The sequence below is a fragment of the Micromonospora sp. NPDC005174 genome (assembly GCF_040608495.1).
Lineage (GTDB): Bacteria > Actinomycetota > Actinomycetes > Mycobacteriales > Micromonosporaceae > Micromonospora.
Map to the genome: position 1 here is coordinate 38,912 of NZ_JBEXIJ010000038.1, position 15,013 is coordinate 53,924.

Consider the following 15,013-nt stretch of genomic DNA (forward strand, 5'->3'; position numbering starts at 1 on the left):
CGGCGAGCGGGATGCAGCAACTTCCCCGATGTTGTGAGGATCTTGGGCGCGGGGCGCGGGGCGCGGGGCGCGGGGCGCGGGGCGCGGGGCGCGGGGCGCGGGGCGCGTGTCCCGTGGGGCCGGTGGGAAGGGCGGGGGTTAGGGTGTCGAACACACGTACTGGGGGAGGGGGCGGCGTGCGGGTGCTGGGGGTCGACCCGGGGTTGACGCGCTGTGGGGTGGGCGTGGTCGAGGGCGTGCCCGGTCGACCCTGCACGCTTGTCGCCTACTACGTCGTCTACACCGATCCGGCCGACGACCTCGCGTTGCGGCTGCTGCACCTGGACCGGTCGCTGAACGAGCTGGTCGCCGAGCACCAGCCGGAGAGCGTGGCCGTCGAGCGGGTGTTCAGCCAGCACAACGTCCGTACGGTGATGGGCACCGCCCAGGCCAGCGGGATCGCCGTGCTGGCCGGGGCGCGGGCCGGGCTGCCGGTGCAGACGTACACGCCCAGTGAGGTGAAGGCGGCCGTGACCGGCTCCGGTAAGGCCGACAAGGCGCAGATGACCGCCATGGTGACCCGGCTGCTGCGGTTGGCCGAGCCGCCGAAACCGGCGGACGCGGCCGACGCGCTGGCCCTGGCCATCTGTCACGTGTGGCGCGGCGGCACCCGTTCCAAGCTGGCCGTCGCGGCCGACCGGGCACGACGAGGAGGAGCACGATGATCGCCAGCGTGCGCGGCACGGTGACCGCGACCGGTCCGGATCTGGCCGTGATCGAGGTCGGCGGGGTCGGTCTGGCCGTGCACTGCGCCCCCGGGACGCTCGCGGAGCTGCGGGTGGGGCAGCCGGCGCGGCTGGCGACCAGCCTGGTGGTCCGGGAGGATTCGCTGACCCTCTACGGGTTCGCCGACGACGACGCCAAGGCGCTGTTCGAGCTGCTGCAGACGGCCAGTGGGGTCGGCCCGCGGCTGGCGCAGGCCGTGTTGGCCGTGCACACGCCGGACGCGGTGCGTAAGGCCATCGCCAACGCCGACACCGCCGCGTTGACGCGGGTGCCCGGGATCGGCAAGAAGGGCGCCGAGCGCCTGGTGCTGGAGCTGCGGGACCGCATCGGCCCGGTGTCGATCGGCGCCGACGGGGTGGGCGGCGTGACCGGCGGCGCCTGGCCCGACCAGGTCCGGCAGGCGCTGGTGGGTCTGGGCTGGACGGCCGGGCAGGCCGACCAGGCGGTGGCCGCCGTGGCGGAGAGCATCGAGGGTGCCACCCCGCCCGTGCCGGTCCTGCTCAAGCAGGCCATCCGACTGCTGGGCCGTACCCGATGAGCGACACCGACGGGCTCGTCTCGGCGTACGTCAGTGATGCCGACCGGGACGCGGAGGCGACCGTACGGCCCCGGCGGCTGGCGGAGTTCATCGCCCAGGACCGGGTACGCGACCAGCTCGACCTGCTGTTGCAGGGCGCCATGCGGCGGGGCTCGCCGCCGGACCACATCCTGCTCTCCGGGCCACCCGGCCTGGGCAAGACGAGCCTGGCCAACATCGTCGCCGCCGAGTTGGGCGCGGGCATCCGGGTGACCAGCGGCCCGGCGATCGAACGGTCAGGCGACCTGGCGGCGATCCTGACCAGCCTCGCCGAGGGCGACGTCCTGTTCATCGACGAGATCCACCGGATCGCCCGACCCGCCGAGGAGCTGCTCTACAGCGCGATGGAGGACTTCCGCGTCGACGTGGTGGTCGGCAAGGGGCCGGGCGCGACCGCGATCCCGCTGGACGTCGAGCCGTTCACCCTGGTCGGCGCGACCACCCGGTCGGGTCTGCTGACCGGGCCGATGCGGGACCGGTTCGGCTTCGTCGCGCACCTCGACTTCTACGCCCCGGCGGATCTGGAGACGCTGCTGCACCGCTCGGCGCGCATCCTCGGGGTGCCGATCACGCCGGACGGCGCGGCGGAGATCGCCGGCCGGTCCCGAGGCACTCCGCGGATCGCCAACCGGCTGCTGCGCCGGGTCCGCGACTACGCGGAGGTCCGCGCCGACGGTGTGGTCACCCTGGGCACCGCCCGCAAGGCCCTGACGGTGTACGACGTCGACGCGCTGGGTCTGGACCGGCTGGACCGGGCGGTGCTGACCGCTCTGGTGGAGTCGTTCCGGGGCGGCCCGGTCGGCCTGTCCACCCTCGCGGTGGCGGTGGGGGAGCAGCCGGACACGGTCGAGGAGGTCTGCGAGCCGTTCCTGGTGCGCGCCGGCCTGTTGGCGCGTACGCCCCGGGGACGGGTGGCCACGGAGGCCGCCTGGCTGCATCTGGGGCGTACCCCGCCGAATGGTACATTTGGGGCGGATGTCGCGCCAGCACCCGATCTGTTCTCCGTGCCACCCGATCAGCCGTAATGTGAACGTGATCTGTGCCGCATTCGGTGTTCTCAGGTGCAGGGATTAGACTTCGCCGCGGTCTGTACAGGATGTGAGAATCCGCCTCCGCTCTGGCACTCCCCGTGCCGGACAGGGGCCAATGGGAAGGCAGTAACCGTGCAATACCTTGCAGCGGGTGGTGGGGCCGGCGGCTTCACGCCGATCCTGATGATCGTCCTGCTCTTCGGCGTCATGTACTTCATGATGATCCGTCCCCAGCAGAAGCGTCGCCGTGACGCCGAGGCCATGCAGTCGGCGCTCGGTCCGGGCGACGAGGTCGTCACCATCGGCGGGCTCTACGGCACGGTCACCGGCGTCGAGGACGACGCCGTCCTGCTCGAGATCGCTCCGGGCGTCCAGACCCGCTACGCCCGGCCGGCCATCGCCCGGGTGGTCACCCGCGCGGAGCTGCCGAGCGAGCCGGTCACCGAGGACGCGGACACCGTCAAGGAATGACCTTCCCGCAGGGGGTCGACGGTTTCGGCGCACGGCCGGCCGACCGGCCCCCGGGGTCACCGCGCCCGACGGGGCAGCGGACGTGACGTGAAAACTGGATAGTTGGGTCGACGCCGGGCGTCGGCACGTTCCCGTGGCCGTCGGCGTCCCCCGTCCGGCGTGTCCGGCCACTGTGTCGGCATCCCGTCGGCTCAGGTCAGACCGTTGGCCGGGACCCCCGGCCCGACACTCGCCGCCGCCGCGCGCAGCGGCGCGACCGTACAGGGAGACAGGACAACCGTGGCACCACCTCAGGGACAGATGCGACCCGGCCGGCAGCTCGCCGTGCTCGGGTTCATCTTCGTGGTCCTCTACCTTCTGGTGTTCTTCGCGGGCGGTGCCAGCGGCAGCTTCAAGGACCGGCTCGAGCCCAAGCTCGGTCTGGACCTGATCGGCGGCACCCGGATGACGCTGGAGGCGACCAACAACGTCGACGGCAAGCCTCCGACGGCGGAGAACCTCGAAGAGGCCCGCCAGATCATCGAGAGCCGGGTCAACGCGTTCGGCGTGGCCGAGGCCGAGGTGGTCACCGAGGGCAACCGGAACATCGTCATCTCCCTGCCGGGTGAGAACCGGGACCTGACGGACGTGGGCAGCGCCGCCGAGCTGCGCTTCCGCAAGGTGCTCAAGGCCGCGGACGGCAGCGGTACGGCCGCTGCGCCGCCGGCGGCCACGCCGGCGCCGGGCAGCGTCACGCCGTCCGGTGCCGCGACGCCGCCGGCCCCGTCGGGCAGCGCCGCGCCGAAGGTGAGCCCGTCGGCCAGCGGCGGACAGGGCGGGATGGCGCCCGCGCCGAGCGCCAGTGCCACGCCGACCCCGTCGGCCTCGGCGAGTGCCGCGCCGTCGGCGAGTGCCAGCGCCGAGCCGGTGCCGGCGAGCATCGAGCAGCAGCGCAAGGCCGTCGAGCAGAAGGTCGGTGCCGCCGCCTGGCAGGCTGCCAGCGCGTTGCAGGCTCCCGCCGACCTGAGCACCGACCCGTCGTTGGGTGACAAGCTCAAGCCGTTCAGCACGCTGACCCCGCAAGAGGTCGCCGTACTGCCGGCGCAGATGCAGTTCAACGTGCCGACGATCGGCTGCGCCCAGCTCGACAAGCGCCCGCCGGCGTCGATCTCCGACCCCAAGCAGCAGGTCGTGTCCTGCGAGGACGGGGCCTCGAAGTACCTGCTCGACCAGGCCAAGGTCGAGGGCACCGACGTGGACGACGCCGACGCGGTGCTCGACCAGACCAACGCCTGGGTGGTCAGCCTCGACTTCACCGGCGACGGCCAGGGCAAGTGGACCGCGTTGACCCGTGAGTCGTTCAACAACGAGGGCCAGGCCTGCGACGCGACCGCTCTCGGTCAGGACGGCAAGTGCCGGGTCGCCGTGGTGCTGGACAACGAGATCGTCTCCTCCCCGGAGATCCAGGGCGTGCTGACCGGCAACTCCCAGATCACCGGTAACTTCACCCAGAAGGACGCCAGCGCCCTCGCCAGCCAGCTCCGCTACGGCGCGCTGCCGGTGACCTTCGAGCCGCAGGAGTCGCAGAACGTCACCGCGACCCTGGGCGCCAGCCACCTGCGGGCCGGTCTGCTCGCGGCCGGCATCGGCATGCTGCTGGTCATCATCTACGCGTTCTTCTACTATCGGCTGCTCGGCTCGGTCATCTTCCTGAGCCTGATCCTCTCCGCGCTGCTGGTCTTCGGCGCGCTGGTGGTGCTCGGCCGGCAGATCGGCTTCACGCTCACCCTCGCCGGCATCGCCGGCATGATCGTCTCGCTCGGCGTGGCGGCGGACTCGTTCGTCATCTACTTCGAACGACTCAAGGACGAGATCCGGGAGGGGCGCAGCCCACGCAGCGCGGTGCCCCGCGCCTGGATCCGGGCCCGGCGGACCATCATCTCGGCCAACGCGATCACCCTGCTCTCGGCGGTGGTGCTCTACGTGGTCTCGGTCGGCACGGTCAAGGGCTTCGCGTTCGCGCTCGGCCTGGCCACGGTGCTGGACCTGGTCGTGGTCTTCCTCTTCCGACACCCGATCATGACGATGTTCGCCCGGACCCGGGCGTTCCTGTCCCCGCGGGTCAGCGGCCTGGGCCGAGCGCTTCCGGCCCGCAGCCAGCAGACTCAGCCCCGCAACCCGCGCGCCAAGGAGGCCTGAGATGGCTGAAAACGGTTTGGCGAGCCGCCTCTACAACGGCGAGGCCGGTCTCAACATCGTCGGCCGGCGCAAGCTGTGGTTCGGCGTCGCCGGTGTCCTGGTCCTGATCGCGATCCTGAGCTTCTCGATCCGCGGTTTCAGCCTGGGCATCGAGTTCGCCGGTGGCAACTCGTTCCAGGTGCCCGCCAGCGTCGGCACCCTGGACGACGCCGAGCGTGAGGTCAACTCGGCTCTCGCGGCCGAGAACACCGGCATCGAGGTCGCGACCGCGCAGAAGGTCGGCGGTCCCGGCGGCGACTCCTACGAGCTGCGCACGGCGCAGCTCACCGCCGAGCAGACCAACGCCGTGAAGGCCAAGATCGCCGACGACCTCGGCATCGACGTGAGCCAGATCAGCGGCAACCAGGTCAGCGAGGCGTGGGGCAGCCAGGTGACCGAACGGGCCGTGCTCGGCCTGGTCATCTTCATCGCGCTGGTGATGGTCTATCTGATCCTGCGCTTCGAGTGGCGGATGGCCGTCGCCGCGGTCTCGTCGCTGTTCATGAACCTGATCCTCACCGCCGGCATCTACTCGCTTGTCGGCTTCGAGGTCACCCCGTCGACGATCATCGGCTTCCTCACGATCCTGGGCTTCGCGCTCTACGACGTGGTGGTGGTCTTCGACAAGGTGCAGGAGAACACCCGGGGCATCACCGCCAACAACAACATGACGTACAGCGAGGCGGCCAACCTGGCCGTCAACCAGAGCCTCATGCGGTCGCTGAACACCTCCGTGGTGGCCCTGCTGCCCGTGGGTGGTCTGCTCTTCATCGGTGCCGGCCTGCTCGGCGCGGGCACCCTGAAGGACCTCGGCCTGGTGCTGTTCGTCGGTATGGCGGTGGCGTTCCTGACCTCCATCCTGGTGGCGACGCCGCTGCTGGCGCTGCTCAAGAACTACGACCCGCGCATCCAGGCGCACAACAAGCGGGTGCTGGCCCGCCGGGGTGCGTCGGGCCGTGGCGAGGCCACCGGCAAGGTCGCCCCGACCGCGACGCCGGTCGACGGCGAGACGGCCGACGTGATCGACCCGGACTCCGCCGCGCTGGCCGGAGCGGCCCCCAAGGTGGGTTCGCGGCCGGCGGGCAAGCGGCCGACCGGCGCGCGGGGCGGTCGCCCCGGCGGCGGCGGTAACCGGCCCGGTGGCGCCAAGCGGCGCTGACCGCCCCGGGGCTGACCCGCGAGGAAACGCCCGGACGGCGTCCGGCATGCTGTGCGAGCAGCAAGCCGGACGCCGTCGTCGTCGGAAGGGAACGGAACAGCCGTGACGGAGACCCACAGCACCGCGGCGCGCGGAGACAGCGGCCCGGAGGCCGCCCGGTTGGTGGCCAGCCGGGTGCTGGACGTGCCGGACTTCCCCAAGCCCGGTGTCCTGTTCAAGGACCTGATGCCGCTGTTCGCCGACGGTGCGGCGTTCCGTGAGGTGGTCGACGGGATCGTCGCGTACCACGGGCGGGACGCCTTCGACGTCGTGGTGGGCATCGAGGCGCGCGGGTTCGTCGTCGCGGCGGCCGTCGCGTACGCGGCCGGGGTGGGTGTGGTACCGGTGCGTAAGGCCGGAAAGCTGCCCCGCCCGGCGCACTCGGTGTCGTACGCCCTCGAGTACGGCGAGGCCACCCTGGAGGTGCACGAGGATGCCTTCACCGCCGGCCACCGGGTGCTCGTCGTCGATGACGTGCTGGCCACCGGCGGCACCGCCGAGGCGACGTGGGACCTGGTCGAGCGCGCCGGCGGTACGGTGACGGGCTTCACCGTGCTCCTGGAGATTGGGTTCCTGGGCGCGCGGGAGCGACTGGCACCACGTCCGGTCCATGCCCTGCTGACCGTTTGATACCTGTTCTGCGGACGTCCTGGTAGGGGTGCCCCCGCGTTCCTGCGTGACCGGGTGTGACGGCCGGCGGCACCGCGGCCTGGTCGGCCCGGTCGCCCGGGCGTCGACCATCCGGCGGAGCGGCAGGGGACCGTCCGTGCGGGTAGCATTGCCCATTGCTGACGCCGGCGGTGCGCCGTCCGGCTACGCGAGACCAGGCCGGCCGACACACGGCCGGCGTGTTTCCGGCGAGCGGTGAGGAGGCCGGTGTCCCACGATGTCGTTCCTCCGGCGGAGGGCACGGTGCATCCCACAGGCGACGCTGACGGCTCGGTGACCGACCGGAACGGCGACGCGCCGGCACGGGTGACGGGCACCGACAACGGCTCCGGCAGGGCTCCTGTCGACGGCGCGACGGCTCCGACCGGGGTCACGGCGAGCGCCGTCGAGGCGTCGCCCGGCGCCGACGGGGTCGTGGTTCCGTTCCCGAGCGACGCCGGTGTCGATCCGTCGCCGAGCGGTGGTTTCGGGCTCTCCAGCGCCCCCACCGGCCGGCGGGTGCGCGCCCGGCTGGCCCGGTTCAACGCGCCCTGGCAGACCTCGCAGGTCAGCGAGGTGCTGGAGCCGCTCATCGCGAGCCACCGGGAGAACCACCCGAAGGCCGACGCCCGGCTGCTCCAACGCGCCTTCGACACGGCCGCGCGGTGGCACTCCGGGCAGTACCGCAAGTCCGGCGACCCGTACATCACCCATCCCCTTGCCGTGGCGACGATCCTCGGCAACCTGGGGATGGACACGACCACGCTTGTCGCGGCGCTGCTGCACGACACGATCGAGGACACCGAGTACACCCTCGACGCGATGCGCGCCGACTTCGGCGGCGAGGTCGCCCTGCTGGTCGACGGCGTCACCAAGCTGGACAAGGTCAAGCTGGGCGACGCGGCGAAGGCCGAGACGATCCGCAAGATGGTCGTGGCGATGGCCAAGGACCCGCGGGTGCTGGTGATCAAGTTGGCCGACCGGCTGCACAACATGCGTACCCTGTCCTTCCTGCCGGCGCCCAAGCGTGAGCAGAAGGCCAAGGAGACCCTGGAGATCCTGGCGCCGCTGGCCCACCGCCTCGGTATGAACACGATCAAGTGGGAGCTGGAGGATCTGGCCTTCGGCACGCTGTTCCCGAAGCGGTTCGAGGAGATCAACCGGCTGATCGGTGAGCACCAGCCGCAGCGCGAGTCGCTGCTGCGGCAGGTCACCCAGAAGGTCGGCACCGACCTGAAGGCCGCCAAGATCAAGGCGGAGACGACCGGACGGCCGAAGCACCTCTACTCGATCTACCAGAAGATGATCGTGCGGGGTCGCGACTTCAACGACATCTACGACCTGGTGGGTGTGCGGATCCTGGTCGACACGGTGCGTGACTGCTACGCGGCGCTGGGGGTCATCCACGCCAACTGGCAGCCGGTGCCGGGCCGGTTCAAGGACTACATCGCCATGCCCAAGTTCAACATGTACCAGTCGTTGCACACGACTGTCATCGGGCCCACCGGCAAGCCGGTGGAGATGCAGATCCGCACCTACGCGATGCACCGCACCGCCGAGTTCGGCATCGCCGCGCACTGGAAGTACAAGGAGCACAAGGGCACCCAGGTGGTCGGCCCGCCGGCCCACATCGACGAGATGACCTGGCTGCGGCAGCTGCTGGACTGGCAGCGCGAGGCGGCCGACCCGAGCGAGTTCCTGGACGCGCTGCGCTTCGACCTGTCCAGCCAGGAGGTGTACGTCTTCACCCCGAAGGGTGACGTCATCCCGCTGCCGACCGGGTCGACGCCTGTGGACTTCGCGTACGCGGTGCACACCGAGGTCGGGCACAAGTGCATCGGCGCGCGGGTCAACGGCAAGCTCGTGCCGCTGGAGTCGACGCTGTCCAACGGCGACGTGATCGAGATCTTCACCTCGAAGTCCGAGACGGCCGGCCCGACGCAGGACTGGCTGGGCTTCGTCAAGAGCCCCCGCGCCCGCACCAAGATCCGCCAGTACTTCAACAAGGAGCGGCGCGAGGAGGCGATCGAGGCCGGCAAGGACGCGATCGTCAAGGCGATGCGCAAGCAGGGCATGCCGTTGCAGCGGATGCTCACCTCGGACGCGCTGATGTCGATCGCCCGGGACCTGCACCTCGCCGACGTGGCGTCGCTGTACGCGGCGGTCGGCGACAGTCAGGTCTCCGCGCAGTCGGTGGTGCAGAAGTTGATGGCGGCGTACGGCGGCGAGGAGGGCGCGGCGGAGGACATCGCCGAGACCGCCGTCGCCACCCGACCGCCGCGCAGCCGGCAGAGCAGCGCCGATCCCGGTGTCGTGGTCCGGGGCGTCAGCGACGTCTGGATCAAGTTGGCGCGCTGCTGCACCCCGGTCCCGCCCGACTCGGTGTTCGGTTTCGTCACCCGTTCCGGCGGGGTGAGCGTGCACCGTGACGACTGCGCCAACGCGGAGGACCTGCGGGCGCAGCCCGAGCGTGTCGTCGAGGTGAGCTGGAAGCTCACGTCCGCGTCCACGTTCCTGGTGGCGATCCAGGTCGAGGCGTTGGACCGGCACAAGCTGCTCGCCGACGTCACCCGGGTGCTCTCCGAGGAGCGGGTCAACATCCTGTCCGCGACCGTCACCACCACCCGCGACCGGGTGGCGGTGAGCCGGTTCAGCTTCGAGATGGCCGACCCGAAGCACCTGGGCCACCTGCTGGCCACCGTCCGCAAGGTCGACGGTGTGTTCGACGCGTACCGGGTCACCTCCGGCGCCTGACGCGTACCCCACACACGAGAGCGCCCGCCGGCTCAGCCGGCGGGCGCTTCGTCATCCTGGTGGGCGTCAGCCCTGCGGCGCGCTCATCGTGAGGGTCTTGATGACGACCTCCTTCTTCGGGTGGCCGCCACCGGCCTGCTGGGCGAACGCCCCGTCGTCGCCGGCCTTGGCCACGTCCTTGACGATGTCCATGCCGCCGGTGACGGTGCCCAGCACCGTGTACGCGGGGTCGAGCGGGGAGTCGCCGTACACGATGAAGAACTGGCTGCCGGTGCTGCCCGGCTGACCGGAGTTGGCCATCGCGATGACACCCTCCGGGTACGGCGGGCGCTTGTCGGTGGGCAGGTTCTCCTCCGGCAGCCGGAAGCTCGGGCCACCCGTGCCGTCGGTGTCCCGCCAGCCCTTGCCGGTGGCGCTCGGGTCACCGCACTGCAGCACCTTGATGCCCTCGGTCACCAGGCGGTGGCACTTGGTGTTGTCGAAGAACTTCTTCTCGGCGAGGAGGCTGAACGCCCCCGCCGTGCACGGCACCTGCGACCGGTCGACCTTGGCCGTGATCGGGCCCAGGTTGGTGTCGATCGTCATGGTCTGCACACCGTCGGCGGACTGCTGGTTGCTCGGCACCCCGACGTCCTTGATCTGCGGGGACCGCTGGTCGGCCGGCATCGCGTTGTAGACGCACTCGGACGCCCCGGGCGCCGACGCGGCGTCCTTGCCCTTGTCGTCGTCGCCGCCGAGTGTCGTGGCCAGCCAGACGGTGCCGGCGACCACGAGCACCAGCACGGCGGCCGCGCCGACGATCGCCTGCGTCTGGCGGCGCTTGCGGGCCTTGGCCGATCGCTCGGCCATCTCCTTCTCGAGTCTGGCGCGTGCCGCCGCGCGCTGCCGCTCTCTGGTGGACGTCACGCCTGGATCCTCCTGGCTGTCTGCTGCGGGGTGCCGCTTGAGGTGGGTGGGGCGACCGGTCAGCCGGCGCTCGGGCTGCTGGCCGGGGCGCCGGACGGCGGCGGTGCCGCGCCGGTGACCGGCTCGCCGACCGTGAGGCTCTGGATCACCACGTCGGTCTTGGGCTTGACCTTCGCCCCGGTCCCATTGTCCACGGTCGGCTGGGCGCCGATCTTCTCCACCACGTCCAGCCCGCCGGTGACCTTGCCGATCACCGGGTACTTCGGGTCCGCCGTGGTGAAGTCCTTGAAGAAGATCAGGAACTGGCTGCCGTTGGCGCCCGGCGGGTTGGAGATCATCGCCACGGTGCCCTTGGGGTACGTCGGCGGCTGTCCGGGCGCGGGGCTGGCCGACGGTGACGGCGCGGTCGGCACGTCCTCGTCGTAGAACGAGTAGGTGGGCCCACCGAGGCCGGTGCCGCTGGGGTCACCGCAGCGCAGCGCGCCGTCGGTGGTGATCTCGTGGCACTTGGTGTTGTCGTAGAACGACCGGCTCGCCAGGTGCGCGATGCTCGCGCCGGCGCACGGCGAGCTGGTCAGGTTCAGCTCGGCGGTGATCGGCGCGCCCTGGTTGGTGGTGACGGTCATCGCCCGGGTGCCGTCGGTCGGCAGACCCTTGGTCTCCGGCGTGCCGACGTCCTTGAGGTTGGTGTTCGCCGTCGCGTCCTGCGGCGTCCAGAGGCAGGTGTCCTCCGCGGCCGTGTTCTGCTTCGGGTCGGAGTCGAACGCCCCGAGCGCCCAGGCCGACCCGGCCACGATCACCGCGAGGACTAGGAAGGCGCCGACACCGGCCTGGATCTGCCGACGCCGCCGCGTGGCTGCCGCCCGGCGTGCCATCTGCCGGTCGAGCTTGGCCCGCGCCAGTTTGCGCTGCCGGTCCCTGCTGGAAGCCACAGGTGCTCCCCTTTCTTCGCCTGATCGTCACCGGCGGCCGGCTCTCCCGGCCCGTCCGGGCGTCGCGTGTGCCGCGCCACACGCCCGCCAGAGTGTACGGCTAGTGACTGGGAATGTGGTGTACGAGGTCCACCCCGTCGCGAGCAGCGCTTATCGGAGGTTGTCACTGTGCCTGTCGGGGCGTGCGGGACGGACGCGGCAAACCCGCTCGGCCCGCCGGATAGGCTGCTGGGCAGGACGACAGCTCGACGGAGAGGACAGCGCCCGTGCTCGTGGCCGGCTTTCCCGCGGACGCCTTCGGCACCAACTGCTACGTGGTCGCCACCGCGCCGGGGGAGCAGTGCGTGGTGGTCGACCCCGGCATCGGGGTGCTCGACCAGCTCGACGCGCTGCTCGCCGAGCACCGCCTGCATCCGGCCGCCGTGCTGCTCACCCACGGCCACCTGGACCACACGTTCTCGGTGGCCCCGGTCTGCGGCGCGCGCGGGATCACCGCGTACGTGCACCCCGGCGACCGGGAGATGCTCGCCGACCCGTCCAAGGGTCTTTCGGCCGACCTGACCTCGCTCTTCGGCGGCCGGCTGAGCTACAGCGAGCCGGACGACGTGGCCGAGCTGACCGACGGCGCCACCCTCACGCTCGCCGGCCTGGAGATCGCCGTCGACCACGCCCCGGGCCATACCGGCGGATCGGTGCTGTTCCGGCTGCCCGGCGCCGGGTCGGGCTGGGAGGCGGACGAGATCTGCCTCTCCGGCGACGTCCTCTTCGCCGGCTCGATCGGCCGCACCGACCTGCCCGGCGGCAGCATGCCGGCCATGCTCGCCAGTCTGCGCGACAAGATCCTCCCGCTGGCCGACGACACCGTCGTGCTGCCCGGCCACGGCCCCAGCACCACCATCGGCCGTGAGCGCGCCAGCAACCCGTACCTCGTCGAGGTCGCCGGCACGTCGCCGGCCGCGCCCACCCGGGGCCTCTAGCTCTCGTCCGCGCCGCGCGCGGACCCACGACACCACCGCGCCGTGGGCGCGGAACCGCAAGGAGTACGCCGATGAGCAAGCCCACGCCCATCTCCGGGTTCCCGGAGTGGACCCCCGGTCAGCGGATGATCGAGCAGTTCGTGCTCGACAAGATCCGGGCCACGTTCGAGCTGTACGGATTCGCCCCGCTGGAGACCCGCGCGGTGGAGCCGCTGGACCAGCTCCTGCGCAAGGGGGAGACCTCCAAGGAGGTCTACGTGATCCGGCGGCTGCACGCCGACGGCGACAGCGGCGGCGGTGACGACCAGCTCGGCCTGCACTTCGACCTGACCGTGCCGTTCGCGCGGTACGTGGTGGAGAACGCCGGCAAGCTGACCTTCCCATTCCGCCGCTACCAGATCCAGAAGGTGTGGCGGGGGGAGCGGCCGCAGGAGGGGCGCTACCGGGAGTTCGTCCAGGCCGACATCGACATCGTCGACCGGGACACCCTGGCGCCGCACCACGAGGCGGAGATGCCGCTGGTCATCGGGGACGCGCTGCGCGCCCTGCCCATCCCGCCGGTGACGATCCAGGTCAACAACCGCAAGATCTGGGAGGGCTTCTTCCGCGGCATCGGGGTGACCGACTCCGAGGCGGCGCTGCGCAGCGTCGACAAGCTCGACAAGATCGGCCCGGCGAAGGTGGCCGAGCTGCTGGCCGAGACCGCCGGGGCGAGCGAGGCGCAGGCCAAGGCGTGTCTCGCGTTGGCCGAGATCTCCGCACCGGATGCCTCCTTCGCCGACGCCGTTCGCGCGCTCGGGGTCGCCGACCCGCTGCTCGACGAGGGCGTCGAGGAGTTGGTCCGGGTGGTACAGACCGCCGCCGACCACTCGCCCGGCCTCTGCGTGGCCGACCTGCGCATCGCCCGTGGCCTGGACTACTACACCGGCACGGTGTACGAGACGCAGCTTCGCGGCTACGAGCGGTTCGGGTCGATCTGCTCCGGCGGCCGGTACGACAACCTGGCGACCGCGGGAGCCACCTCGTACCCCGGTGTGGGTATCTCGATCGGGGTGACCCGGCTGCTCGGGCTGCTCTTCGGGGCGGGGGAGCTGTCCGTCTCCCGTTCGGTGCCCACCTGTGTGCTGGTGGCGCTGGCCGACGAGGAGCACCGTGCGACAAGCGACCGGATCGCGGCGGCGCTACGTCGTCGGGGTATCGCCACCGAGGTGTCGCCGAGCGCGGCCAAGTTCGGCAAGCAGATCCGCTACGCCGAGCGGCGGGGCATCCCGTACGTCTGGTTCCCCGGGGCCGACGGCACGTCGGACGAGGTGAAGGACATCCGCTCCGGTGAGCAGGTCACGGCCGACGCGCAGGCCTGGACGCCCCCGGCGGGTGACCTGAAACCGGCGGTGGTTTGACGGCTCCACTGGCGCTAACGGTCGCGGGGACCTACGGTAGCGTAAGTTACGCCACCGTAGGGAGTTACTCGTGACCGTGAGCACCGCACTGAGCCAGACCGCCCTGCTCGTCGAGCTGGAGCCGGTCGTCGCGCGAAACCTGGACCGCCATCTCTCGCTGGCGAAGGAGTGGTTTCCGCACGAGTACGTGCCGTGGAGCGACGGTCGTACCTTCGACGGTCCACTCGGCGGTGAGGCGTGGTCGCCCACCGACTCGGCGATCCCGGACGTGGCTCGCACGGCGCTGATCGTGAACCTGCTGACCGAGGACAACCTGCCCTCGTACCACCACGAGATCGCCACCCTGTTCGGTCGTGACGGCGCGTGGGGCACGTGGGTGCACCGGTGGACCGCCGAGGAGGGGCGGCACGGCGTCGCGATCCGCGACTACCTGACCGTGAGCCGTGCCGTCGACCCGGTGGCGTTGGAGCGGGCTCGGATGACGCACATGTCGGAGGGCTACACCAACGCCCACGGCGACGAGGTGCTGCACTCGCTGGCGTACGTCTCGTTCCAGGAACTGGCCACCCGGATCTCGCACCGCAACACCGGCAAGGCCACCGGCGATCCGGTCTGCGAGGCGCTGCTGGCCCGGGTCGCCGCCGACGAGAACCTGCACATGGTCTTCTACCGCAACCTGCTCGCCGCCGCCTTCGAGCTGGCCCCGAGTCAGGCCATGCGGGCCGTCGCCGACGTGGTCGCCGACTTCCAGATGCCCGGCAACGGCATCGAGGGCTTCGCCCGCAAGTCGGTGGCGATCGCCCTCGCCGGCATCTACGACCTGCGCCAGCACCGTGACGAGGTGTTGCAGCCGGTCCTGCGCCAGTGGGACGTCTTCAACGTGACCGGCCTCAACGCCGACGGCGAAGCCGCCCGCGAGCAGCTGGCGGCCCAGCTCGACGTGCTGGAGAACGCCGCAGCCCGCTTCGAAGAAAAGCGCGACGCAAGAGCAGCCCGCCTCGCTTCCCGCTAAACCCAACCCGCCCCGCCCCCCGCCCCCCGCCCCCGCCCCCCCCCCCCCCCCCCCCCCCCCCCGCCTTGCTCTTAAATTAGTAGGGAAAAAAGGCACACCCCCCCACTCGTCCCCACAAAAATCAA

The 15,013-nt window shown here is 71.1% G+C and carries 13 protein-coding genes; 11 read left to right on the forward strand and 2 right to left on the reverse strand.

Annotated features, from left to right (window positions below; genetic code table 11):
* The first annotated feature begins 176 nt into the window (after window positions 1-176).
* The 8 genes from ruvC (at window position 177) to ABZU91_RS28990 (ending at window position 9,661) form a co-directional block, all read left to right on the forward strand.
* Window positions 177-704: a crossover junction endodeoxyribonuclease RuvC gene (ruvC, locus tag ABZU91_RS28955; RefSeq protein ID WP_355247153.1), complete on the forward strand. Its 528-nt coding sequence runs from the start codon at window positions 177-179 to the stop codon at window positions 702-704.
* Window positions 701-1,303 (forward strand): Holliday junction branch migration protein RuvA, encoded by a 603-nt coding sequence (gene ruvA / locus ABZU91_RS28960; protein WP_355247156.1) that lies wholly within the window; start codon window positions 701-703, stop codon window positions 1,301-1,303. The genes ruvC and ruvA overlap by 4 nt, the downstream gene beginning before the upstream one ends.
* The gene (ruvB, locus tag ABZU91_RS28965) at window positions 1,300-2,367 is read left to right on the forward strand and encodes a Holliday junction branch migration DNA helicase RuvB (RefSeq protein ID WP_355247159.1); all 1,068 of its coding nucleotides are present in this window, start codon (window positions 1,300-1,302) and stop codon (window positions 2,365-2,367) included. Before ruvA ends, ruvB begins: the two co-directional genes overlap by 4 nt.
* Before the next feature lie 138 nt (window positions 2,368-2,505).
* Window positions 2,506-2,844: a preprotein translocase subunit YajC gene (gene yajC, locus ABZU91_RS28970; protein WP_354856026.1), complete on the forward strand. Its 339-nt coding sequence runs from the start codon at window positions 2,506-2,508 to the stop codon at window positions 2,842-2,844.
* 279 nt (window positions 2,845-3,123) lie between these two features.
* The gene (gene secD, locus ABZU91_RS28975) at window positions 3,124-5,022 is read left to right on the forward strand and encodes a protein translocase subunit SecD (protein WP_355247162.1); all 1,899 of its coding nucleotides are present in this window, start codon (window positions 3,124-3,126) and stop codon (window positions 5,020-5,022) included.
* A 1-nt stretch (window position 5,023) separates the two neighbouring features.
* Window positions 5,024-6,220, forward strand: coding sequence for a protein translocase subunit SecF (gene secF / locus ABZU91_RS28980; protein ID WP_355247164.1), 1,197 nt, complete (start codon window positions 5,024-5,026; stop codon window positions 6,218-6,220).
* A 102-nt stretch (window positions 6,221-6,322) separates the two neighbouring features.
* Window positions 6,323-6,889: an adenine phosphoribosyltransferase gene (locus tag ABZU91_RS28985; RefSeq protein WP_355247167.1), complete on the forward strand. Its 567-nt coding sequence runs from the start codon at window positions 6,323-6,325 to the stop codon at window positions 6,887-6,889.
* Window positions 6,890-7,135: 246 nt separating this feature from the next.
* A complete protein-coding gene (locus ABZU91_RS28990) occupies window positions 7,136-9,661 on the forward strand; it encodes a bifunctional (p)ppGpp synthetase/guanosine-3',5'-bis(diphosphate) 3'-pyrophosphohydrolase (RefSeq protein WP_355247170.1) in 2,526 nt (841 codons plus the stop codon).
* 66 nt (window positions 9,662-9,727) lie between these two features.
* On the opposite strand, the gene ABZU91_RS28995 is transcribed toward ABZU91_RS28990, so the two are convergent.
* Both ABZU91_RS28995 and ABZU91_RS29000 read right to left on the reverse strand, forming a co-directional pair.
* On the reverse strand, window positions 9,728-10,567 hold the full coding sequence (locus ABZU91_RS28995; RefSeq protein WP_355247173.1) for a peptidylprolyl isomerase: 840 nt from the start codon (window positions 10,565-10,567) through the stop codon (window positions 9,728-9,730).
* Window positions 10,568-10,626: 59 nt separating this feature from the next.
* Window positions 10,627-11,499: a peptidylprolyl isomerase gene (locus ABZU91_RS29000; RefSeq protein ID WP_355247176.1), complete on the reverse strand. Its 873-nt coding sequence runs from the start codon at window positions 11,497-11,499 to the stop codon at window positions 10,627-10,629.
* Between the two features lie 266 nt (window positions 11,500-11,765).
* Between ABZU91_RS29000 and ABZU91_RS29005 the strand changes: the two genes are divergently transcribed.
* From ABZU91_RS29005 to ABZU91_RS29015, 3 genes are all read left to right on the forward strand, one after another.
* On the forward strand, window positions 11,766-12,476 hold the full coding sequence (locus tag ABZU91_RS29005) for an MBL fold metallo-hydrolase (RefSeq protein WP_355247178.1): 711 nt from the start codon (window positions 11,766-11,768) through the stop codon (window positions 12,474-12,476).
* A gap of 71 nt (window positions 12,477-12,547) precedes the next feature.
* Window positions 12,548-13,876 (forward strand): histidine--tRNA ligase, encoded by a 1,329-nt coding sequence (gene hisS, locus ABZU91_RS29010; RefSeq protein WP_355247181.1) that lies wholly within the window; start codon window positions 12,548-12,550, stop codon window positions 13,874-13,876.
* Between the two features lie 70 nt (window positions 13,877-13,946).
* Complete coding sequence (locus tag ABZU91_RS29015) at window positions 13,947-14,888, forward strand: acyl-ACP desaturase (protein WP_355247184.1); 942 nt, start codon at window positions 13,947-13,949, stop codon at window positions 14,886-14,888.
* Window positions 14,889-15,013 lie beyond the last annotated feature (125 nt).

Bases quoted from the DNA above. Each gene is read 5' to 3' on its own strand.
- hisS (WP_355247181.1), top strand. From the start codon at position 12,548: ATGAGCAAGCCCACGCCCATCTCCGGGTTCCCGGAGTGGACCCCCGGT.
- secF (WP_355247164.1), top strand. From the start codon at position 5,024: ATGGCTGAAAACGGTTTGGCGAGCCGCCTCTACAACGGCGAGGCCGGT.
- ruvA (WP_355247156.1), top strand. From the start codon at position 701: ATGATCGCCAGCGTGCGCGGCACGGTGACCGCGACCGGTCCGGATCTG.
- ruvB (WP_355247159.1), top strand. From the start codon at position 1,300: ATGAGCGACACCGACGGGCTCGTCTCGGCGTACGTCAGTGATGCCGAC.